The organism is Sphingomonas sp. P4_D12, assembly GCF_056401895.1.
Genome location: NZ_JBFUIL010000005.1, coordinates 476,832 through 498,029, shown reverse-complemented (window position 1 = coordinate 498,029; position 21,198 = coordinate 476,832). Strand labels below are relative to the sequence as shown.

19 protein-coding genes and 1 tRNA gene are annotated in these 21,198 nt (G+C 67.0%); 11 read left to right on the top strand and 9 right to left on the bottom strand.

The features are described 5' to 3' along the window. The first annotated feature begins 2 nt into the window (after positions 1–2). Genes AC1DSD_RS12490 through AC1DSD_RS12455 form a run of 8 tightly spaced genes read left to right on the top strand, consistent with a single transcriptional unit; the run spans position 3 to position 8,972 of the window. The gene (locus tag AC1DSD_RS12490) at positions 3–1,004 is read left to right on the top strand and encodes an alcohol dehydrogenase catalytic domain-containing protein (RefSeq protein ID WP_478030434.1); all 1,002 of its coding nucleotides are present in this window, start codon (positions 3–5) and stop codon (positions 1,002–1,004) included. Between the two features lie 50 nt (positions 1,005–1,054). Beyond that, positions 1,055–1,930, top strand: coding sequence for an AraC-like ligand-binding domain-containing protein (locus AC1DSD_RS12485; RefSeq protein ID WP_478030432.1), 876 nt, complete (start codon positions 1,055–1,057; stop codon positions 1,928–1,930). Between the two features lie 49 nt (positions 1,931–1,979). Further along, entirely contained in the window at positions 1,980–3,821 is a 1,842-nt protein-coding gene (locus AC1DSD_RS12480; protein ID WP_478030431.1) for a PEP-utilizing enzyme, read from the top strand. Continuing rightward, positions 3,814–4,854 (top strand): PEP/pyruvate-binding domain-containing protein, encoded by a 1,041-nt coding sequence (locus AC1DSD_RS12475; protein ID WP_478030429.1) that lies wholly within the window; start codon positions 3,814–3,816, stop codon positions 4,852–4,854. The genes AC1DSD_RS12480 and AC1DSD_RS12475 overlap by 8 nt, the downstream gene beginning before the upstream one ends. After that, the gene (locus AC1DSD_RS12470) at positions 4,851–5,303 is read left to right on the top strand and encodes an acetyl-CoA carboxylase biotin carboxyl carrier protein (RefSeq protein ID WP_478030427.1); all 453 of its coding nucleotides are present in this window, start codon (positions 4,851–4,853) and stop codon (positions 5,301–5,303) included. The genes AC1DSD_RS12475 and AC1DSD_RS12470 overlap by 4 nt, the downstream gene beginning before the upstream one ends. Positions 5,304–5,306: 3 nt before the next feature. After that, positions 5,307–6,665 (top strand): acetyl-CoA carboxylase biotin carboxylase subunit, encoded by a 1,359-nt coding sequence (locus AC1DSD_RS12465; RefSeq protein WP_478030425.1) that lies wholly within the window; start codon positions 5,307–5,309, stop codon positions 6,663–6,665. Beyond that, a complete protein-coding gene (locus AC1DSD_RS12460) occupies positions 6,665–8,134 on the top strand; it encodes a biotin carboxyl carrier protein (RefSeq protein WP_478030423.1) in 1,470 nt (489 codons plus the stop codon). The genes AC1DSD_RS12465 and AC1DSD_RS12460 overlap by 1 nt, the downstream gene beginning before the upstream one ends. Continuing rightward, entirely contained in the window at positions 8,127–8,972 is an 846-nt protein-coding gene (locus AC1DSD_RS12455; RefSeq protein ID WP_478030421.1) for an HAD-IIA family hydrolase, read from the top strand. Before AC1DSD_RS12460 ends, AC1DSD_RS12455 begins: the two co-directional genes overlap by 8 nt. A 503-nt stretch (positions 8,973–9,475) precedes the next feature. Here AC1DSD_RS12455 and AC1DSD_RS12450 read toward each other — a convergent pair. The 4 genes from AC1DSD_RS12450 to AC1DSD_RS12435 all read right to left on the bottom strand — a co-directional run bounded on the left by AC1DSD_RS12450 (position 9,476) and on the right by AC1DSD_RS12435 (position 14,893). Continuing rightward, positions 9,476–12,664, bottom strand: a complete 3,189-nt coding sequence (locus AC1DSD_RS12450) for an efflux RND transporter permease subunit (protein WP_478030419.1) — start codon at positions 12,662–12,664, stop codon at positions 9,476–9,478. Positions 12,665–12,667: 3 nt separating this feature from the next. After that, positions 12,668–13,804, bottom strand: a complete 1,137-nt coding sequence (locus tag AC1DSD_RS12445) for an efflux RND transporter periplasmic adaptor subunit (RefSeq protein ID WP_478030417.1) — start codon at positions 13,802–13,804, stop codon at positions 12,668–12,670. A 76-nt stretch (positions 13,805–13,880) separates the two neighbouring features. Beyond that, positions 13,881–14,159, bottom strand: coding sequence for a hypothetical protein (locus tag AC1DSD_RS12440; protein WP_478030415.1), 279 nt, complete (start codon positions 14,157–14,159; stop codon positions 13,881–13,883). 83 nt (positions 14,160–14,242) lie between these two features. Then, the gene (locus tag AC1DSD_RS12435; RefSeq protein WP_478030413.1) at positions 14,243–14,893 is read right to left on the bottom strand and encodes a cation efflux transmembrane domain-containing protein; all 651 of its coding nucleotides are present in this window, start codon (positions 14,891–14,893) and stop codon (positions 14,243–14,245) included. Positions 14,894–14,960: 67 nt separating this feature from the next. Here AC1DSD_RS12435 and AC1DSD_RS12430 point away from each other — a divergent pair, with 67 nt between their 5' ends. Next, a complete protein-coding gene (locus tag AC1DSD_RS12430) occupies positions 14,961–15,353 on the top strand; it encodes a MerR family transcriptional regulator (RefSeq protein WP_478030411.1) in 393 nt (130 codons plus the stop codon). Between the two features lie 44 nt (positions 15,354–15,397). Here the strand turns inward: AC1DSD_RS12430 and AC1DSD_RS12425 are convergent. From AC1DSD_RS12425 to moaA, 3 genes are all read right to left on the bottom strand, one after another. Beyond that, positions 15,398–15,472: transfer RNA gene (locus AC1DSD_RS12425), tRNA-Asn, on the bottom strand. A 68-nt stretch (positions 15,473–15,540) separates the two neighbouring features. After that, positions 15,541–16,305 carry an NAD kinase gene (locus tag AC1DSD_RS12420; protein ID WP_478030409.1) on the bottom strand — a complete coding sequence of 255 codons (765 nt, stop codon included), beginning with the start codon at positions 16,303–16,305 and terminating at the stop codon, positions 15,541–15,543. Next, positions 16,302–17,300, bottom strand: a complete 999-nt coding sequence (gene moaA, locus AC1DSD_RS12415) for a GTP 3',8-cyclase MoaA (RefSeq protein WP_478030408.1) — start codon at positions 17,298–17,300, stop codon at positions 16,302–16,304. Before moaA ends, AC1DSD_RS12420 begins: the two co-directional genes overlap by 4 nt. 162 nt (positions 17,301–17,462) lie before the next feature. Between moaA and AC1DSD_RS12410 the strand changes: the two genes are divergently transcribed. Continuing rightward, a complete protein-coding gene (locus AC1DSD_RS12410) occupies positions 17,463–19,394 on the top strand; it encodes a putative bifunctional diguanylate cyclase/phosphodiesterase (protein WP_478030406.1) in 1,932 nt (643 codons plus the stop codon). Between the two features lie 25 nt (positions 19,395–19,419). Here AC1DSD_RS12410 and AC1DSD_RS12405 read toward each other — a convergent pair whose 3' ends face one another. Continuing rightward, entirely contained in the window at positions 19,420–19,929 is a 510-nt protein-coding gene (locus AC1DSD_RS12405; protein WP_478030404.1) for a GAF domain-containing protein, read from the bottom strand. A 353-nt stretch (positions 19,930–20,282) separates the two neighbouring features. Between AC1DSD_RS12405 and AC1DSD_RS12400 the strand changes: the two genes are divergently transcribed. Beyond that, on the top strand, positions 20,283–20,699 hold the full coding sequence (locus tag AC1DSD_RS12400) for a hypothetical protein (RefSeq protein ID WP_478030402.1): 417 nt from the start codon (positions 20,283–20,285) through the stop codon (positions 20,697–20,699). On the opposite strand, the gene AC1DSD_RS12395 is transcribed toward AC1DSD_RS12400, so the two are convergent. Beyond that, positions 20,675–21,184 (bottom strand): GAF domain-containing protein, encoded by a 510-nt coding sequence (locus AC1DSD_RS12395; RefSeq protein WP_478030400.1) that lies wholly within the window; start codon positions 21,182–21,184, stop codon positions 20,675–20,677. The genes AC1DSD_RS12400 and AC1DSD_RS12395 overlap by 25 nt on opposite strands. Positions 21,185–21,198 lie beyond the last annotated feature (14 nt).

Genomic DNA, 21,198 nt, shown 5'->3' with positions numbered 1-21,198 from the left:
CGATGCGCGCGGTCGTGATGCAGGGGCTCCACCGGCCGCTCAAGGTCGAGACGCTGCCCGACCCCACGCCCGAGGCCGGCGAACTGGTCGTCCGGGTCGGGCGCTGCGGGATTTGCGGATCGGACCTGCACATGACCGAGGATGCCGCTTATGGGCGCGTCGCGGGTGACGTGCTCGGCCACGAATTCGCCGGCGAAATCGTCGCGCTCGGCCGCGGCGTGGAGGGGATCGCGACAGGCGATCTCGTCTCGGTGATCCCGCTGGCGAGCTGCGGTCAGTGCGCCACCTGCCTCGCCGGCGAGCCGGCCTGGTGCGAGCATTTCGGGCTGCAAGGCGGGGGCTATGCCGAATATGCGGTGACCCGCCCCAACCAATGCGTGATCCTGCCAAAATCGGCGAGCCTGGCGGACGGCGCGATCATCGAGCCGCTGGCGGTCGCGCTGCACGGCGTCAACATGAGCGGGCTGCGGTCCGGCGACCAGGTGCTGATCCTCGGTGCCGGACCGATCGGCCTCGCGGTCGCGTTCTGGGCGCGACGCGCGGGAGCTGCCCAGATCGTGGTGCAGGATATCGCTGACCATCAGCGCCACCGTGCGCTGGCGATGGGGGCGTCGGCCTTCGTCTTCGATGCCGGCGATCCGATCCGCGCCGGCGAGTGCGCGCTGGGCGGCAAGGCGGATATCGTGTTCGAATGCGTCGGGGTCCCGGGGCTGATCGCGCAGGCGGTGAACCAGGTGCGCAACCGCGGCACGATCCTGTTGCTCGGCTTGTGCACGCGGCCTGACACGTTCAACAGCTTCGCGATGTTGTCGAAGGAAGTGCGGCTGGTCACCTCGGCCTTCTTCACGCGTCAGGAATATGAAGCCGCGCTCGACGCGCTCGACGCGGGGGCCGCCGAACCGCGCCATCTGATCACCGGCACGATCGCGCTCGACGACACGCCCGAACGCTTCGAGGCGCTTCGCCGCCGCACCCACGATTGCAAGGTGCTGATCGCGCCATGACCGTGGCGGCGCGGCGCGATCTGGGGCATAGTCGCGGTCGTGGAGAGATGATGCTGCCCACGACCGCTCCTGTTCTGCCCGACATGCGCTGGTCGTCGCGCGGGCTGGGTACGCGCCATGCGATCGACCAATGGCAGGAATGGGCCGCCAGCACGATCGCGCCGATCGATATCAGCGTGCGCGACAGCGACGCCTTCGCCGCGGGATGGCGCAGTTACGGGCTCGGCGAGTTGCGGCTACTCCAGCTGCTCGCGCCCGCGCAACGCGTCGTCCATCGCGGCAGCGGCAGCGCGGGGAGCGCGGCGCCCTCGATCCAGCTGGTCTATTCGCGGCGCGGCACGCTCGACACGCGGATTGCCGGTGCGTCGTTCACGCTCGGTCCCGGCGAATTCGTGCTGCTCGACAATACCCGCTTCTATCAAATGGACATGGACCAGCCGCACGAGGCGCTCGACCTGATGATGCCGCGCGCCTGGGTCGAGCGCTGGGTCGCCGATCCCGATGCCTTGCTCGCGCGGCCGCTATCGGCGCGCAACGGCTGGGGCGCACCGCTCGGCAGTCTGATCGAGACGATGGTGCGTCATCTCGACGACAGCCCCGGGTTGCGGCCGCTTCTCGCGGAGCGGATCGGTGCGCTGCTGACGCTGGTGGGAGATGCCGAGGACGCGGTTCCCGCCGGGCATCGCGCCGCGCTGGCGGACGCGCGCCCCCCCCCGCGACTTGCTCGTCGATCCGCACGGTCAGCATGTCTCGATCGCCGAGATCGCGTTCCGGTGCGGCTTCCTCGATCCCGGCTATTTCGCACGTCAGTTCCGCAAGCGGTTCGGCGTATCGCCGCGCGATTGGCGAACGGAACATTGATCGTGCGCATTTGTCCCATGATCGTTGCGCGCGAATCCTACTCGCTCGTGCCGTCCGCGCACTAGGGTCCCGGTCCCGGAGCGCCACAAGGCGCCGGACGGGGCGAGAGGATCGATGGCAGACAAGATCAAGAGCTTCCCGCTGCCGAGCTCGGTCGCGGTGGTGCCGGGGACCGAAGCCGCGCAGGCGGCCTATCCCTATTACACCCAGTTCGTGCCCGAGGACGACGAGCGCTTCTGGTTCTACAATTCGATGCATTTCCCCGAGCCGATGCACCATTTCGACATGGTGACGGCGGAAGCCGCTTATTGCGCGCTCGGCGCGTTCAACACCCGCGTCCACATCCTGCCCACCACCAAGGGGATCGATCACCGCATTGTCAACGGTCGCGTCTATATCGGCGGCGTCGCGGTGACCGATCCCGCCGAGATCGCCGAGCGGCTGGAGCTCTTTCAGCAGCGCGCGTTCTATTATTATGAGAATTGGGAGCGCCTCTACGACCAGTGGAAGGTCAAGATGAAGGCGCTGATCGACGAGGCGAACGACCTGCCCAGGGTCGAGCTTCCCGACATCGAGCCGATCGAGACGACGCATAGCGGCAAGGGCATCGCGTCGAACCACGCGTTGCTCGACACCTATCGCCGGCAGCTCGATGGCTATTACCGCATGTGGCAATACCATTTCGAGTTCCTGCTGCTCGGCTATGGCGCCTATCTGACCTTTTTCGACTTCTGCAAGCGCGCGTTCCCGGAGATTTCGGACCAGACGATCAGCCGCATGGTCGCGGGGATGGAGGCGGAGATCTTCCGCCCCGACGAGGAAGTGCGGCGGCTGGCGCGGCGCGCGGTCGAGCTCGGCATCGACGGCATATTCGAAGAGGGGATGACCGTCGACCAGGTGTTCGCGCGCCTCGACGCGCTCGGCAACAGCGGTGCCGCCTGGCGCGACGAGCTGGAGACGAGCCGCGATCCGTGGTTCAACGTCAATGTCGGCGACGGTTTCTATCATTATCACCGGTCGTGGAACGACGATCTGTCGATGCCTTTCTCGGCGCTGCCCGGCTATATCGCCAAGCTCCGGGCGGGCGAGGCGATCGACCGCCCGGTGGCGCAGCTGATCCGCGAGCGCGACCAGCTGGTCGCGGATTATCGCGAGCTGCTCGACAGCGACGCGGATCGCGCCACCTATGACCAGCTGATCACGCTGGCGCATCGCGTCTTCCCCTATGTCGAGGGGCACAAATTCTATTGCGAGCATTGGTACACCAACCTGTTCTTCAACAAGATCAGGGAGTTCGGCGCGTTGCTCGCCGGGCACGGTTTCTTCGCGGAGGAAGCCGACGTCTTCCACCTGACCCATTACGAACTGGAGAGCGCGATCGTCGACCTGTCGCTGGCCTGGTCGAGCGGATCGCGGCCACTGGGCCCTCAGCGCTGGCCGGCGATCGTCGCCGAGCGCAGGGCGGCGATCGCTTCATGGTCGGAGCACCGAGTGCCACCGGCGCTGGGCGTCGTGCCCGACGTGATCGACGATCCCGCAATCGTCATGCTGTGGGGCATCACGCGCGAGAATCTCGATCGCTGGCTGACCGAGGACGGCGATGACGACGGCCGGGAATTGAAAGGCTTCGCGGCGTCTTCGGGCGTAGTCGAGGGGCCGGCCCGGGTCGTCACTTCGGCGGCGGAGATCGGGACGCTGCGCCAGGGCGAGATCCTCGTCTGTCAGGTGACCAACCCGAGCTGGGCACCGATCTTCCAGAAAATCGCCGCCGCCGTCTCCGACATCGGCGGGTCGATGAGCCACATGGCGATCGTCGCGCGCGAATATGGCCTGCCGGCGGTGGTGGGGACGGGATCGGCGACGCAACGCATCCGCACCGGGCAGCGCATCCGCGTCGACGGTGGCAGGGGAATCGTCACGATCCTCGATGAGGAAGGGGTGACCGACCATGGCTGACGCGATCGCCTGGTTTGCCGATCTCGGCATCGGCGATCGCCCGATCGGGGGGGGCAAGGGCGCCAGCCTCGGCGAGCTGACCCGCGCCGGGATCGCGGTGCCGCCCGGCTTTGTCGTGACGACGCGTGCGTTCGATCTGTTCCTCGCCGCGCTGGAAGCGCGCGCGCCGGTCCGCGCCAGGATCGAGACGTGCGATCCGGACGACCTGGCCGCGGTCACCGCATTATCGCGCGACCTGCGCCGACGCGTCGAGGAAGAAGCGATGCCAGCCGAGGTCGAGGAGGCGCTACTTGCCGCGCATCGCACCTTGTCCGGCGAGCGCGAGACGCCGGTCGCGGTGCGATCCTCGGCGACGACCGAGGATGCGGCCGATGCGAGCTTCGCCGGTCTGCAGGACACCTTCCTGTGGGTGATCGACGCCGCCGACCTGGTCGCACGCGTGCGCGAATGCTGGGGCAGCCTCTATTCGGTCGAGAGCATCACCTATCGCCGCCGCCAATCCTTTCCCGAAGCCGGGGTGGCGATGGCGGTCGTGATCCAGCAGATGGTCGACGCGCGCGCCGCGGGCGTGATGTTCACCCGCAGCCCGACCACCGGCGACAAGTCGGTCGTCACGATCGAAGGGGCCTGGGGGCTCGGTTCGGCAGTGGTGTCGGGCGAAGTGACGCCCGACCATTGGGTGCTCGGCAAGATTACCGGCGAAATCTCGGTCCGCGAAGTGTCGGACAAGCATGTCGAACATTGCCCGCTCGTAAGCGGTGGCCTCGAGGAGCGCCCGGTGCCCGATGATCGCCGGCATGCGCCGTGCCTGGATGACGCCACGCTGCAGGCGCTGCGCGATATCGGGCGGCGCGTCGAGCGGCATTACGGCGCCGCGCAGGACATCGAATGGGCGGTGGACCGCGACGGTGCAGTGCTGCTGCTCCAGAGCCGGCCGGAAACGATCTGGTCGACCAGGGCGGCGGCGCCTGTCGCCGAACCGCTGGCGAATCCGCTCGGGCACATCATGGGCGTGTTCGGGGGGCGGCGATGACGCTGACCGCCGCCGATGTCGACCGGATCATCGCGCTGCTCGACGCCTCGCGCTTCGACCGGCTGAGCCTGGAGATGGACGGGCTCAAGCTCGATCTGGTGCGCGACGGGGCCGCGCCTGTCGCTCGGCCTGCACCGCCGCCGCTCGCCCCGGGGGCACCGGCCGCGCCACCGCCACCTCCCGAGGTCGCCACGCGTGAGGTCGGACTGGTCGAGGTGAAGTCGCCCCTTCTCGGCATCTACTACCGCGCGCCGCGCCCCGGCGAGCCGCCGTTCGTCGAGATCGGCGCGCGGGTCGAGCCCGATACGATCATCGGCATCATCGAGGTGATGAAGCTGATGAACACCGCGCGCGCCGGCGTCAGCGGTAAGGTGGTCGAGATACTGGCGCGCAACGGCGAACTGGTCGAGCATGGCGAGACGCTGCTGCTTGTCCGGCCGGACTGCTGAGTCATGGCGATCCGGCGGATATTCGTCGCCAATCGCGGCGAGATCGCGGTCCGCATCCTGCGCACGTGCCGTGCGCTCGGGATCGAAACGGTGCTCGGCGTGTCCGAGGCGGATCGCGCGTCGCTTGGCGCCGAGATGGCCGATCGCGTGCTGTGTCTCGGCCCGGCGCAACCGGCGCTCAGCTATCTCCGCGTCGAGACTATAGTCCAGGCAGCTCTGGGAAGCGCATGCGACGCAATCCATCCTGGTTATGGATTCTTGTCAGAACGCGCCGATCTGGCGAACTTGTGCGAAGCCGAGGGTGTCATCTTCATCGGCCCGACCGCGGACCAGATCGAGGCGGTGGGCGACAAATTGCGCGCGCGCGCCGCGGCCGAAGCGGCCGGGGTGCCGATCATTCCGGGCGGCGCGGCGGCCTCTCCCGATGAAGCGCGCCGGCTGGCCGAGCAGATCGGTATGCCGTTGCTGGTCAAGGCGGCGGGCGGCGGCGGCGGGCGCGGCATGAAGCTGGTCGAACAAGCGGAGGATCTCGCCGCGACGATGGATATGGCGAGCGCCGAGGCGGAGGCGGCATTCGGCGACGCGCGGGTCTATCTCGAGCGTTATGTCCGGTCAGGACGGCATATCGAGGTGCAGGTGCTCGGCGACGGCGAGGGCCGCGTGATCCACCTCGGCGAGCGCGATTGCTCGGTGCAGCGCCGCTACCAGAAACTGGTCGAGGAAACGCCCGCGCCGCACCTCCCACCCGCGACGCGTGCGGCGATGCATGACGCCGCGATCCGCTTCGCCGCGCGGCTGTCCTATCGTGGCGCGGGAACGGTCGAGTTCCTCTACGACGTCCCGCGCGACGCCTTCTACTTCCTAGAGATGAACGCACGCATCCAGGTCGAGCATCCGGTGACCGAGGCGGTGACCGGCATCGACCTGGTCGCCGAGCAGATCGCGATCGCCGATGGCAATGGGCTCGGCATGGCCCAGCAGGACATCGTCTGCGCCGGAGCGGCGATCGAATGCCGCATCAACGCCGAAGATCCGGAGCGTGATTTCGCGCCATCGCCCGGCGCAATATCCGCGGTGCGCTGGCCGGCGGGCGAGGGCATCCGGGTCGACACGCATATCGTCGATGGCGCGCGCATCCCGCCTTTCTACGATTCGATGATCGCCAAGGTGATCGCGCACGGTCCCGATCGCGCCACCGCGCTCGCTCGCCTGCGGACTGCTCTGGCGGATGCGCGGATCGTGGGCGTCGCGACCAACCTCGCTTTCCAGCAGGCGGTGCTCGCCGATCCCGACTTCGCGCGCGGGGGAGTCGATACCGGCTTTCTCGCGCGGTTCCTCGATCGTGCGAAGGCTGCCGCCTGATGGCTACCATCCGCCTCGTCGAAACCTCACTGCGCGACGGCAACCAATGCCTATGGGGAGCGCTCGGCGTCGACACCGCGCGCACGCTCGCGATCGCGCCGGTGATGGAGCGTGCCGGCTATGCCGCGATCGACTTCACGACCTCGACCCATATGGGTGTCGCGGTGCGCTACAAGCAGCAGGATCCGTGGGAGCGCATCCGGCTGATGGCGGCGGCCTGTCCAACCACGCCGCTCCAGTTCCTCTCGACCGGCTTCCGCTTCATTTCGTGGGAAACCGCGAGCCCCGATTTCATGGCGCTCGCTTTCGCCACGCTGGCGCGCAACGGCATCCGCCGCTTCGCGCTCGCCGATCCGATGAACGACGCCGCCGCCAATGTCGACGCCGCGCGGCTAGTCAAGCAGGGCGGGGGCGACCAGGTGGTCGGCGCGCTGGTCTTCACGCTCAGCCCGATCCACGACGACGCGCATTATGCCGAGGCGGCCAGGACGATGGCGGCGAGCCCCGACATCGATGCGCTCTACATCAAGGACCCGGGCGGGCTGTTGACGCCGGAGCGGGCGAACACGTTGATCCCGGCGATCATCGCGGAGATCGGCGGCAAACCGCTCGAACTCCACGCGCATTGCACGATCGGGCTGGCCGACCGCACCTATGTCGAAAGCGCCGCCCTCGGCGTATCGGCGCTGCAATGCGCGAGCGGCGGCGCGGCGGACGGCACGTCCAACCCGCCGATCGAGCGCACTATACGCAATTTGCGCGAGGCGGGGCACGAGGTTGCCATCGACGATGACGCGGTGGCCGAGGTCGCACGCTATTTCGCCGCGCTCGCCGCCGCAGACGGGCTGCCGACCGGCGCGCCCATGGCCTATGATGCCGGCTACGTCCGCCACCAATTGCCCGGCGGGATGGTCGGCACGATGCGCCGCCACCTTGCCGACCACCGCGTGCCGCACCTCGAAGGCGCGGTGATCGAGGAACTCGGCCGCGTCCGCGAGGAACTGGGCTGGCCGATCGTGATGACGCCGTTCGCGCAGATGCTGCAGACCCAGGCGGTGATGAACGTGACGGGCGCCGAACGCTATGCGACGATCCCCGATGAGGTGATCCGCTATGCGATTGGCCGGTTCGGCCGTCCCAATCGCCCGATCGATCCGCAAGTGATGGACCACATCCTGTCGTCGCCGCGCGCACGCGAACTGGAAGTGGAGCCGGCCATGGCGCCGCTGCCGGACCTTCGCCGCAAGGTCGGCGCGCATTTGTCGGACGAGGAATTCCTGCTCCGTGCAACCATGCCCGGGGTAATGATCGATGCGATGCAGGCCGCTGGCCCCGCGCCGCGCGATTTTGATCCGGCGGTGCGGCCGGTCATGGCGCTGGTCGAGCAATTGCTGGCACGGAGCGACCTGACGCGCGTCACGGTCGAGCGGCCCGGCTTCCGGCTCGAGTTGGAGGCAGCCGGTGACTGACGCGTTTCCCGCGCCTGCCGGCGTGATGTTCGATCTCGACGGCACGCTAATCCTGAGCGATCGCGCGCTTGGCGGCTATCAGGTGCTGCCGGGCGCGGCCGAGCTGCTCGCCGAGCTCGATCGCCGCGGCATGCCGTTCGTCGCGCTGACCAACGGCAGCGCCTATCCCGCGTCGGAGCAGGCGCCGCGGCTGCGCGCGCTCGGGTTGCCGATCGCCGACGACCGGCTGTTCACGCCCAACAGCGTCGCCGCCGGCCTGTTCAAGGCGCGCGGGCTGGAGCGGGTCATGGTGCTTGGCACCGACGGCGTGGTCGCGGCGCTGGAGGCGGAAGGCGTCACCATTTGTGCGCCCAGCGATGCCGATGCCGATGCCGATGCGGTCTATATCGCGTGGCATCCGCAGTGCACGATGGATCATATCCACGCCGCCGCTGCGGCAGTGCTCGACGGCGCCGCGCTCTACAGCGCGTCGGATGTTCCCTTCTTCGCCAGCAAATCGGGCCGCGCGTTCGGCTATAGTTGCGCGATCGGCGGCGCTGTTGCGCGCGTGACCGGAATCGAACCCGAGGTGACGGGCAAACCGTCGCAGGCCGCCTTGCGCTTTGTCGCCGCCAGGCTTGGCGTGCCGGTCGATCGCGTGGCGGTGGTCGGTGACGACCCGAAAGTGGAAACGGTCATGGCGCGCGCCGGCGGCGCGATCGGAATCGGCGTCACGACCGGCACGACCAGCGCGGCAGAATGGGCCGCCGCGCCCGAGGCGCAGCGCGCACATTTGGTGGTCGACGGCGTCGGCGACCTGGCGCGATTGCTGTTCGGATCGGGCCACGCTGACTTGTGACGCCGATCGGTTTGGCGGCGAGCAGGACGATATCCGCAACCGCATGAAGCTGGCCTATATCGACAATATCGACGGCAAGATCGACGACGATTTTCGGCTGGCTGATCGCCGACTACAAGCAGGACGAGCGGAAGATCATTCGGGAGCTGGAACGGCGCAAGGACGCCGATCACGGCTATCTGGACGAAGGGATTCGACCGATCTGCGTCGCCAAAGACGCCAGGCGGATGTTCCAGAAGGCCGACCGGGAAGGTCGCAAACGGATCCTGTCGCTTCTACTATCGAACTGCACGTAGGGGACAATCTCAGAAAACTACCGTAAGATGTTCAATACAATAGTGAAAATTTTTCACCGCGAGACCCTTGCGAGGGGGATTCAGGCGCGAGAGCACCCAAAACCAGAAAATGGCTCCCGTTCGTGGAGCACATTCGAAATTCTCTACGGGAGCACGCGAAGGAAATCAGCGTGTCGCTCGCCAGCTATAGCCGCATCGACCTGGCCGCTATGAATTGGACCTTGTGGGGCTCGTGCTACCGAAACGTGCATAGAGCGTCGGCAGCACGAAGAGCGTGAGCAGCGTAGCGCTGATCAACCCGCCGATCACCACCGTTGCCAGCGGCTTCTGCACCTCGGCGCCGGCGCCGTGGCCGAGCGCCATCGGTACGAAGCCCAGGCTCGCCACCAGCGCTGTCATCGCCACCGGACGCAGCCGGGCAAGCGCGCCCTCCCGTGCCGCGGTCACGCGATCGCGCCCTTCGGCCACGAGTTGCTGGATCGAGGTCAGCATTACCAACCCGTTGAGGACCGCGATGCCCGACAGTGCAATGAACCCGACAGCAGCCGAGATCGAGAAGGGCATGCCACGCAGCACCAGCGCGAGTACGCCGCCGACCAGCGCCAGCGGCACGCCGGTGAACACGATTCCGGCATCGCGCATGTTGCCGAGCGCGCCGAACAACAGGAGCAGGACCAGCACGAAGCATGCCGGCACCACCAGGGCCAGCCGGTCGCGCGCGGAAGCCAGGTTCTCGAATTGGCCGCCCCATTCAAGCCAGGTGCCCGCGGGAAGCTGCACCTTGCTTGAGATCGCCGCTTTCGCATCGGCGACGACGCTCGCCACGTCGCGGCCGCGGACATTGGCCTGCACCACCACGCGCCGCTTGCCATTCTCGCGGCTGATCTGGTTCGGGCCGTCGATCAGTCGGATATCGGCGACCGAGGCGAGCGGGACGAAGCTGCCGCCCGGTGTCGGCACGGGCGTCTGACCGAGCGTCTCCAGATTGGCACGCGCCGCGTTGGTCAGGCGGATGACGATCGGAAAGCTGCGGTCGCCCTCGAAGATTCGACCCGCCTCGCGTCCACCCACCGCTGTGGCGACCGTGTCGGCGACATCCTGCGCGCTGACCCCGACCCGCGAGGCGCGGTCCTGGGCATAGGCGATGTCGAGCATCGGCAGACCTTCGGTCTGCTCGACCTTCACGTCCTCGGCACCAGCCGTGCGGCGGAGCACGCCGGCGATGTTCGCAGCGGTCGCGTTCATCTCGGCGAAGTCCTCGCCGAACACTTTGATTGCGACATCCGATCGCACGCCGGCGATCAGCTCGTTAAACCGCATCTGGATCGGCTGCGTGACCTCATAGGCATGGCCGGGAACCTGGGCGAGCCGTGCCTCGATCCGTTCGACGACCGCCGCTTTCTCTTCGGAAGGATCGGGCCAATCCTTCCGATCCTTGAGCATGATGAACGTGTCGGTGGCATTAGGCGGCATAGGGTCTGATGCGACTTCCGCGGTGCCGGTTCGCGAGAAGACCGTCTTGATTTCGGGCATGCCGGCAAGGGCGCGCTCGATCTGCGCCTGCATCTTCTGGCTTTGCTCGATCGAGGTGCCCGGCACGCGGAAGGCCGAGACGAGGACATCGCCCTCATCGAGTTGCGGCAGGAACTCCTGGCCGAGCGTGGTGTAGGCGGCGCCGGCCAGCGCGAGCGCACCGACAGCGATGCCGATAGTCAGGCTCGGCCGCTGCATCGCTCGGTCGAGGCCGGGCTCATAGCGCCGCCGCAGCCAACGTACTGTGCTCCCTTCCTTCTCCTCGACCGGGCGCGACAGCGCGACCGCGATCGCCGCGGGTACGAAGGTGAGCGAAAGGATGAACGCGAAGACGAGCGCCATGATGACGGTCAGCGCCATTGGCTCGAACGTCTTGCCTTCGACGCCGCTCAAGGTCAGCAGCGGCACATAGACGAGGATGATGATCGCCTGGCCATAGACCGAGGGTCGGATCATCTCGCGCGCCGCGGCCGCGACGACGGCGAGCCGCTCCGGCAAGGCCAGTGTTCGGCCCTCGCTGTGCTGACGCTCGGCGATGCGGCGGAGCGCATTCTCGACGATGATCACCGCGCCATCGACGATCAGCCCGAAATCGAGCGCGCCGAGGCTCATCAGGTTGGCCGAGACGCCGACCCGCAGCATGCCGAAGCCGGTGAGCAGCATGGTGATCGGGATCACCAGTGCTGCGATCAGCGCCGCCCGAAAGTTGCCGAGCAGCAGGAACAGCACGACAATGACCAGCAACGCGCCTTCGGCGAGGTTCTTCGCCACGGTCGTGATGGTGGCATTGACCAGCCTGGTGCGGTCGAGCACTGGCTCGACCATGATGTCGCGCGGCAGGGAAGGGGCGATCGCCTTGAGCTTGGCGTCGACCCCTGAGGAGACGGTACGGCTGTTCTCGCCTATCCGCATGATCGCGGTGCCGGTGATCACCTCATGGCCATTCTCCGAACCGGCGCCCATGCGGACACCCTGGCCGAGCCGCGCTTCGGCGACCTGATCGAGCGTGACCGGCACGCCTTCGCGTGTCGCGATCACCGTGCCGCGCAGCTGAGCGAGACTGCGGATGCGCGCGTCGGCGCGAACGGCGAGGCCCTCGCCGTTACGGTTCACAGTGCCGCCGCCGGTCGCGACATTGTTGCGCTCGAGCGCGGCGGCGAGATCGGACAGCGACAGCTTCAATGCAGCGAGCCGCTGGATGTCGGGGACGACGAGATATTCTTTCTCGAAGCCTCCAAGCGAGTCGATGCCTGCGACGCCTTCGACCGTCTTGATCTGCGGCGCGACGATCCAGTCCTGGACGGTATGGAGATAGGTCGCCTTGTCGGCCTCGCTCGCCAGCCTGTCGCCTTCGGGTGTGATGTAGCTGCCGTCGGGCTGCAGCCCGGGCTCGCCGGGGCGATGCTGTTCATGCGCGCGCTCGGCGTAGCGCAGGGTCCAGATATAGACCTCGCCCAGGCCGGTCGCGATCGGCCCCATTGCTGGCTTCACGCCTGCGGGGAGCGCTTCTTGTGCCGCCGTCATCCGCTCCTGCACCTGGCTGCGCGCAAAATAGATGTCGGTCGAATCCGAGAAGATCGCGGTGACCTGGACGAAGCCGTTGCGGCTAAGCGAGCGGGTGCTTTCCAGCCCCTTGATCCCGGCAAGTGCGGTCTCGATCGGAAAGGCCACCTGCTTTTCGATCAACTCGGGCGACAGCGCGGGCGCAAGGACATTCACCTGGACCTGGTTGTTGGTGATGTCGGGCACCGCGTCGATCGGCAGGTGTGCGAGCGAGATGCCGCCAATGATCGCGGCGACGGTAGTGAGCAGCAGGACCAGCCAGCGCCGGTCGACTGCCCATGTGACGATGCGGTCGATCATGGCTCAGTCCTCATGCCCGGCTTCGGCCGCACCGAGCGCGGACTTGAGCGTGAAGCTGTTGGCTGCGGCGATCCGCTCGCGGCCGGTGAGCCCGTTGGTCACCACGACCATCGCGCCGTCCTGCCGCCCGAGCGTGACCGGAACCGCGCGAAAGCCGGTGCCGGTGCGCACGAACACGACGGTCTTGCCTTCCACTGTCTGCACGGCGGTCGACGGGACCCGGATCGTGCCGTCGCTCGTGCCTGGCAGCTGGATCGAGGCGGTGACCGGCTCGCCGGCGCGCCATTGCCCGCTGCGATTGTCCAGCATCGCGATGACGGGCACCTGGCGCGTTTCGGCATCGAGCACGGGCGAGACGAAGCTGATCCGCGCCGATTGGCCGCGCCCCGGTGCGGCGACCGCGACCGTCATGCCCGGCCGTACGCGTCCGGCATCGGCAGGGGATAAGGAAAGGGTGACGCTCAGCCGATCGAGACGAGCGATGCGGAACAGTTCGGTCTCGGACGCATCCGCCGCGAAATTCTGTCCGAGCACCGCGGATCGCGCGATGACCCGCCCCGAAATCGGCGCGGTGATGACGATGCGGTTGTCGCTACCGCCGCGCCCGCCACTGGCGGCGACCTGCTGGCGGGCGAGCTGCAGGGCGACATTCGCCTGTTTGGCGGCGGCGCGCGAGATCTCGACTTCGCGTAAGGGTCGGAAGCCCTTGGCGTAGAGAGCCTCGTCGCGCGCGAGCGTGGTTCGCGCCAGCTCGGCGGCGGCGGCGGCGCGCTGCACCTCGGCCTGAAGACCCGCCGCCTCGCGGCTTTCCAGCACTGCCAGCGTCTCGCCGCGCGTCACACTGTCACCGAGATTGCGGCGGAGCTCGACGATGCGGCCTGGCACGGTGGCAGCAACGATCCGTGTCGCTTGGGGATCGCTCGCCAGCAGCGCGGGCAGGTCGATCGCGCCACCGTTGCCGCCGATCGTCGGACTGACGACTTCGATCCCTGCGGTGGATATCTGTTGAGGCGTAAGGGTAACGACGCCTTCCTCGCCATGGCTGGCTTCGGCCTCGGCCTTGTTTTCAATGGGCTGGCTAGCGCCGCCGCAAGCGGCCAGGGCAAGCAGGAGCGGCAAGGCCGCGATATTGGGCTTCATGGGCAACTTCCCAGGACCGGCGGAAAGTCCGCGCGGGTCGAGCGTCAAGGATGGGCGGGTGCGCGGGCGCGCGGGATCAGGCGCGTGGCGGTTCGAGCGCTGGACTGACCATGCCTTGAGCGAGGCGCGATGTGCCGGATGCCCTGGGCGTATCGAGCGCGATCAGCATCGGCGGAAGCGCCAGAGAGGCGACCGGTGCCGTGACGTTGTGCCCGTGGCACGCGCCATGCTGATGGGGATAGGGCTGGCTGCCATCAGCGGGAGCCTCGTCCGCATCACCTTCGACATGCGCCATTTCGCTGCAGGCGGCCTCCGCTAGATAGTTCTCCTGTGCGTGTAGGGGCGACGTCGCCACCAGGGACGACGCGAGCAGGCAGAGGAGAAGGAGCCATGCACGGTGCAGCATTGATGCCCGGATAGCGGTTCGCGGTCGCGCTGTCATCGCAAAGCCTCGGGGCGTTGCGGCCGCGCGCCGCGCCATGCCGGGATCGCCTCAGCAAGCACGCGCCACGTCGAGCGCAGGAACAGCAACGCGACGACCGTGCCCACCGCAATGTCCGGCCAGGCCGCGCTGGTGGCGGCCACCAGTCCAGCCGCGACGAGCACGCTGATGTTCGAGAGGACGTCGTTGCGCGAGCATTCGAAGGTGCTGCGCATGTTCACATTGGCGCCGCGGAAGCGCCAGAGCAGGCCCAGACAGAGGAGATTGGCGGCGAGTGCGCCGGAGCCGAAGGCAAGCATGAGCGTGCTCGACGGCGGAATGCCATGCGCGAGCTTGTCGGCGATCTCGACCAGCACCACCATGCCGAACCCGAGAATGATCACGCCCTTGGCGATCGCCGCACCGGCCTCCCATCTGGGGCCGCGGTGCAGCGCGTAGAGGCTCAGCGCATAGACAAGCGCATCGCCGAGCATGTCGACCGAATCCGCCATCAGCGCGGAGGATCGCGCGGCCAGACCGCCGCCAAACTGGACGAGGAACATCGCGAGATTGATGGCCATGACGATGACCAGCACCCGCCGCTGCCCGGCCTTCGCGGCGAGTGCGGCAAGCGTATCGCCTTTCCTGGAGCAGCATTCGTCGGCCATGCGCGGATCCTGAGTCGTCGGTGTGCGGCTGGACCCATGCACCCTGAAGCCACTATAGGGTCAAGCGATGAAGATTGGCGACCTCGCACGGGCCACTGGCACCAAGGTGGAAACCGTCCGCTTCTATGAGGCTGAGGGACTGATCCCGCCTCCCGCCCGTAGCAGCGGCAACTACCGCATCTATGAGCAGGCGCACCTCGCGCGCCTGTCCTTTATCCGCCGCGCACGTGATCTGGGTTTCACGCTCGATCAGGTCCGCACGCTGCTGCGTCTGGCGGACGACCGCGACGCGCCCTGTGCGGAGGTCGACGCGATCACGACCGCGCACGTCACAGAGATCGATCGCAAGCTCGCAGATCTGCAAGCACTGCGCGGTGAGTTGGTTCGACGCCTGGATAGCTGTGCTGGCTCGACCATTGCCGACTGTCGGATCATCGAGGCGCTCTCGCCAATACTCTGACCGCTCGTTCGGGAGTATTTGCCCGTCTCGGATCGTTACGGCGGTGGCTCCCTGAGTAGGATTCGAACCTACGGCCGCTCGATTAACAGTCGAGAGCTCTACCGCTGAGCTATCAGGGAACGTCACCGGAGCGCGCGTCTATACCTTCGCGCATTAACGATGCAACCCCTGATTTCCCGTTAAAACCTCAGGCGGCGAACTGCTCCATGGTGATGCGGTCGTCGAGCGCATGCTCGGGGTCGAACAGCAGGGTCAGCTCGCGCGAACGGTCGATCGCGATATCGACTTGTGCGACATCTCGTACCTCGTGCTGGTCGGCGACGGCCGATACCGGCCGCTTGGCCGCTTCGAGTACCTTGAGCGTGATCCGCGCCTTTTCGGGCAGGATGGCGCCGCGCCAGCGGCGTGGGCGGAAAGCGGAGATCGGGGTCAAGGCGATCATCGCCGAGCCGAGCGGGAGGATCGGGCCGTTGGCCGACAGATTATACGCGGTCGATCCCGCCGGCGTCGCGGCCAGGATACCATCGCAGGCCAGTTCCGGGATCACGACGCGATCGTTGACCGTGACTTCCAGCTTGGCGGTCTGGCGCGTTTCGCGGAGCAGCGAGACTTCGTTGATCGCCGGGTGGACGAACGTCTCTCCAGCGATCGTCCGCGCGGTCATCTGAAGCGGCGTGACCTTGAACGGACGCGTGCGCTCGAGCCGCGCGTCGAGCCCGTCGCGCCGCCAGTCGTTCATGAGGAAACCGACCGTGCCCAGGTTCATGCCGAATACGGGTACCGGATCGCGCCGATCGAGCATCGCGTGCAGCGTCTGGAGCATGAAGCCGTCACCGCCCAGCGCGACGACCAGATCGGCCTGTTCGACGGGCACCCACTCGTAGCTGTCTCGCAGCTCGCGCTCGGCGGCCTGGGCGGGTGGGGTCGGCGACGCGACCAGCGCGCGCTTCATCCGCCGGTCACGCTCATATGCCGCCCGACCGCGGGCGCGGCGCCGGCGGCGATGCGGAAATCGTGGCGCGCGGGCTTGATCGCCAGCGCCTCGTCGATCGCGGCATCGAGCCCAGTCATCCCGTCCGTGCGCAATGCCGCCTTCAGATCCACCTGATCGTCATGGCCGAGACAGGCATAGAGCCGTCCCTCGGTCGTCAGCCGGACGCGGTTGCAGCCATCGCAGAAATTGGCGGTGAGGGGAGAGATCAGTCCCAATCGGGTAGGGCTGGCGCCGACGCGCCAATAGCGTGCCGGACCGCCGGTCGATCGCGGGTCGCGGATCAGGTCGAACCGCCGCGACAGATCGTCGAACACCGCGGTCAGCGGCACGAACCGGTCGGCGCGATCCTCGTCGATCGCACCCAGCGGCATGGTTTCGATCAGGCTGAGATCATGACCCTGCTCGACGCACCAGGCGAGCATTGCCGGAATTTCGTCCTGATTGAGATCCTTGAGCGCGACCATGTTGATCTTGATCGCCAGTCCCGCCGCCTTGGCGGCGGCAATGCCCTCGATCACACGCGACAGATCGCCATGGCGGGTGATGTGGTGAAAGCGATCGGGATCGAGGCTGTCGAGGCTGACATTGATCCGCCGGATGCCGGCGGTCCGCAGATCGCCGGCACAGTCGGCCAGCCGTGTGGCGTTGGTCGTCAACGTCAGTTCGTCGAGACCCTTCCCGACTTGCCGCCCCAACCGCCGAGCGAGATCGATAACGCCACGCCGCACGAGAGGCTCGCCGCCGGTCAGCCGGATCTTGGTCACGCCGCGCGCGATAAAGCGTTCGGCAATGACGGCGATCTCGTCGAGCTCGAGCAACGCTTCGCGCGGGAGGAAGCGCATATCCTCGCTCATGCAATACCGGCAGCGCAGGTCGCAGCGATCGGTCACCGACACGCGCAGATAGCTGATCGTGCGGCCATGTCGGTCGATCAAGGCGGGGGCGGTCGCCATCGTGCTTCAACAGCTAGGGCGTCGTCCCCCCTGCGGCAACCCCGATTAGCTGCGCGCGTTCCGATTGCGCATGGCCGATTGCGGATTGGCGAAGTCGCGTCGGCATGCGTAGAACCGCGCGCAATGGTCCCCAGCGATCCTCAAACCGGAAACTCCCTGTTCTTGCTGTCGTTCAGGCAGCGCGGCGAATTGTCGGCGATCGCGGCGGAGGCCGGATGGCGGGTGGTGGCTGCTCGGCGCGGCGACGGAGCGGCACGGCGGTATCTCGGCAGCGGCGCAGCCTTGGCGGTGCTCGACGCTCGCGGGGCGCTCGGCGAAGGACTTGCCGCCGCCAAGGCGTTCGGTGAGGCAGCGCGCGTCCGCGGTGGTGCCTTGCTCGTGCTGGTGTCTCGCGACGACGTCGCCGCGCTGGGCGACTTCCACGCCGCCGGGGCGACGCATTTCCTGGCCAGCCCGTTCACCGAGCTCGAATTCGCCCAGGCGCTGCGGTTCGCCTGGCGTTTCGTCGAACGGATCGCCGGCGATTGGGATCGCGGCCGCGCGGTCGATCTGCTCGGCTGGCGCTACAATCGCCGCACGCGCCGCGTGCGCTTGACGCCCGCTTTGGGCAAACGGCTCGATCTGGGCGAAGAGGTCTCGCTCGGTACGGCGCTTCGCGCGCTGCCGCCCGACGATCGCGCGGCAGCGGCGGCGGCAGTCCGCCGTGTCGGCCGCGGCGGGGCGACCGCCTTCGCGCACGATCATCCGGGAGTCGGACGGTTGGTCCATCATGTCCAGGCGACGACGGGCGATCCCTGGGTTCACGGATTGATCGAGGAACTCGGCACCGCGCCCAACGCGGCGGCGGAAACCGAGGAGGCGATCGAAGGCGCGTTCGACGCCGGCGCGGCCCGTGCATGGCTCGATCGCCGTCTGCAGCGTGGCGAACGCGCCAGCGCGATCCTGATCGCGCTCAGCCGCTTCGATCTGGTCAATAGCGGTTATGGCCGCCCCGCCGGCGACGCGCTGATCCGGGCGGCAGTCAGGCGGATCGCCGGCGTCGCGCGCACGACCCTCGGCAAGCGCCAGATCGTCGCGCGGCAAAAAGGCCCCGAATTCCTGGTCGGGCTCGAGGAAGCGGCGGACGCGGAAGCGCTGGCTGGGGCACTCGCTGAAGCATTGGCGAGGCCTTTCGCGATCGACGGCACATTGGTGGCCGTCGGTGCGCGGCTGGGCGTCGCCGCGGCACGGGCGGACGAAACGGTCGAGGCGCTGTTGCGGCGCGCCAATGACGCGCTGGACGATGCGCGCGCGTCCGACGGCGCGACGATCCGCATCGCCGACGAACCCGCGATCGCCGAGGCTTTGTCGGTCGATCTGCGCCGGGCGATCGACAGCAACGAGATCGCGGTGCTGTTCCAGCCCCAGGTGGCGATCGCGACGGGCAAGATCGTCGGGGTGGAAGCCCTCGCTCGTTGGGAGCATCCGCGCTTCGGAGCGATCGGCGCCGATCAATTGTTCGCCGCCGCCGACCGCGCCGATTTGGGGCTGGCCTTGTCCGACCATATTCAGCGGCTGGCGCTCAGTCGGGCGGCGGCTTGGCCCGAAGCGTTGTCGGGCCAGCGGCTGTCGATCAACCTGACCGCCGCCGATATCGCGCGGCCAGGCTTTGCCGATATCCTGCTGGACCGCATCGATGCTTCGGGATTCGCGCGGTCGCGCCTGACCGTCGAGATCACTGAAAGCGGCCTGATCGACGATCTTGGTGCGGCGTCGACTTTACTTACCGGACTGAGACAAGCGGGCTGCCGCGTGGCGATCGACGATTTCGGTACCGGTTATTCGAGCCTCGCCTATCTCAAGGCATTGCCGCTCGATTACCTCAAGATCGATCGCAAGCTGGCGCAGGACATTGGCGGATCGCCGCGCGACCGTATCGTCGTGCGCGGCGTGATCGAAATGGCCTTGTCGCTCGGCCTGTCGGTGATCGCCGAGGGCGTCGAAACCGCCGAACAGCTCGACCTGCTCGCCAAGGAAGGCTGCCAATATTATCAGGGCTTTCTGTGCGCCGAGCCGCTGACCAGCGCTGCGCTTGCCGATCTGGTCGCGGCGTGAGCGCGGAGCCGGAAGCCGCCGGCCCTCAGGACGCCGTCTTCATCTCCTGATCGACGATGCGTTCGAGTTGCGCCCCGGCACCCTTGGCCAGCATGTCGAGCAGCACCAGTGCGTCATCGTCGATCGGATGGCCGCTGCGCCAATAGGCGCCGATCGCCGCGACCGGCTTCCCGACGCCGATCGGGGCGATCGCCACGCGGGAGACGAAAGTGGACTGATAGAGGTCGAGCGGCACACGCGGATCGGCGCGAATATCGGGAATGACGATCGTCCGGCGCTGGGTCATCGCCATGCCCGAGATGCACGAGCCGATCGGAAAGCGCTGACCCGTCCATAGGGGAGCGATGGCATCCTCGCCGACATAATGAACCTGGTCGCGCTCGCGCATGATCACGGTGACGCCGTCGCTGCGCAGGATCGCGCGGGCATCCGATCGCAATACCTCCAATATCTCGGCAAGCGAGCCAGCTTGCATCAAAGCCTCGGTGGCCGCGGTCATCAGCCGCCAGCGCTTGAAACGGACCGTCTTCCCCATGGCTCCTATCCCGTGCGCAAAACCTAGCGTTAGGCTCGGAGAAGTCCAGATTAGTCCATTTTGGATCAATTTTTTGTTATGGGCTAGCACGCAGGTGTACGCTGCCGCTCCAATGTTGGACGACGTACCGGGTATCAACGCGCGGTCGCGGACTCGTTTCGTCACGGTATCGCTTCTACAGCCAATTCGTCCCCGGCCGTCACTCCGGACTTGTACCGAGGCTCGATCGTCCTCCCGGCAGATCAAACTGCCGTTGCTCCCTGGATGCCGGAACAAACCTGACATGACGGGCAGGGCTCAACCCGCCGCCTTGGCTAGCCCTTTCGACAGGCGCTTGCCGATCTGGTCACGGTGTGAGCGAGGATCCGCAGAATCTAGGCGGGGTCTGGTATGGTCGCTACGACGCGCTGGGCTATGCCGATACCAATAATTTCGTCGCGCGGCTCGACGACGATGGCGGCGCGATCTCCGGAACGATCACCGAGCCCGATACCAGCGGGGGAACAGGCGTGCGGCGGGCCTTCGTCAGTGGCAGCCGAAACGGATCCGGACTGCGGTTCGTGAAGCAATATGACGGTGGCGCACTAGCGCATGCGGTCCGCTATTCGGGCCAGATCAATAGTGACGCGACCGAGATATCAGGCACTTGGATAATCGTGAGCCATCACGGCATCTTCACGATGCGCCGCGAGAAATTCGCCGAGATCGACCTCGAACGCGAAGAGGAGGTCGAACTTGTCGGCCCTCAGGACGCCCACTTCATCCGCTGATCGACGATCCGCTCGAATTGCGCGCTGGCGCCCTTGGCCAGCATGTCGAGCAATACCAACGCGTCCTCGTCGATCGGGCGGCCGCTGCGCCAATAGGCGCCGATCGCCGCGACTGGCTTGCCGACACCGATCGGGGCCATCGCCAGGCCGACGAAATAGATCGAAAGATAGGCGTCGAGCGGCACGCGGAGATCGACGCGGATGTCGGGAATGACGATCGTCCGGCGCTGCGTCATCGCAATGCCCGAGATGCACGAACCGATCGGAAAGCGTCGCCCTGCCCATAAAGGCGCGATCGAATCCTCTCCGACATAATGGACCTGATCGCGCTCGCGCATCGCCACTGTCACCCCGTCACTGCCCAGGATGGCGCGCGCGCGCGACCGTAATATCTCCAGTATCTCGGCGAGCGACTGGGCTTTCGTCAGTGCCTCGGTCGCGGCGGTCATGAGCCGCAAGCGTTTGAAACGGACCGTCTTCTCCATCGCTCCTACCCCAC

What these genes read in the sequence shown, in the direction of transcription:
- AC1DSD_RS12490 (WP_478030434.1), top strand. Translation starts at nt 3, where the DNA reads ATGCGCGCGGTCGTGATGCAGGGGCTCCACCGGCCGCTCAAGGTCGAG.
- AC1DSD_RS12485 (WP_478030432.1), top strand. Translation starts at nt 1,055, where the DNA reads ATGCTGCCCACGACCGCTCCTGTTCTGCCCGACATGCGCTGGTCGTCG.
- AC1DSD_RS12480 (WP_478030431.1), top strand. Translation starts at nt 1,980, where the DNA reads ATGGCAGACAAGATCAAGAGCTTCCCGCTGCCGAGCTCGGTCGCGGTG.
- AC1DSD_RS12475 (WP_478030429.1), top strand. Translation starts at nt 3,814, where the DNA reads ATGGCTGACGCGATCGCCTGGTTTGCCGATCTCGGCATCGGCGATCGC.
- AC1DSD_RS12470 (WP_478030427.1), top strand. Translation starts at nt 4,851, where the DNA reads ATGACGCTGACCGCCGCCGATGTCGACCGGATCATCGCGCTGCTCGAC.
- AC1DSD_RS12465 (WP_478030425.1), top strand. Translation starts at nt 5,307, where the DNA reads ATGGCGATCCGGCGGATATTCGTCGCCAATCGCGGCGAGATCGCGGTC.
- AC1DSD_RS12460 (WP_478030423.1), top strand. Translation starts at nt 6,665, where the DNA reads ATGGCTACCATCCGCCTCGTCGAAACCTCACTGCGCGACGGCAACCAA.
- AC1DSD_RS12450 (WP_478030419.1), bottom strand. Translation starts at nt 12,664, where the DNA reads ATGATCGACCGCATCGTCACATGGGCAGTCGACCGGCGCTGGCTGGTC.
- AC1DSD_RS12445 (WP_478030417.1), bottom strand. Translation starts at nt 13,804, where the DNA reads ATGAAGCCCAATATCGCGGCCTTGCCGCTCCTGCTTGCCCTGGCCGCT.
- AC1DSD_RS12435 (WP_478030413.1), bottom strand. Translation starts at nt 14,893, where the DNA reads ATGGCCGACGAATGCTGCTCCAGGAAAGGCGATACGCTTGCCGCACTC.
- AC1DSD_RS12430 (WP_478030411.1), top strand. Translation starts at nt 14,961, where the DNA reads ATGAAGATTGGCGACCTCGCACGGGCCACTGGCACCAAGGTGGAAACC.
- AC1DSD_RS12420 (WP_478030409.1), bottom strand. Translation starts at nt 16,305, where the DNA reads ATGAAGCGCGCGCTGGTCGCGTCGCCGACCCCACCCGCCCAGGCCGCC.
- moaA (WP_478030408.1), bottom strand. Translation starts at nt 17,300, where the DNA reads ATGGCGACCGCCCCCGCCTTGATCGACCGACATGGCCGCACGATCAGC.
- AC1DSD_RS12405 (WP_478030404.1), bottom strand. Translation starts at nt 19,929, where the DNA reads ATGGGGAAGACGGTCCGTTTCAAGCGCTGGCGGCTGATGACCGCGGCC.
- AC1DSD_RS12395 (WP_478030400.1), bottom strand. Translation starts at nt 21,184, where the DNA reads ATGGAGAAGACGGTCCGTTTCAAACGCTTGCGGCTCATGACCGCCGCG.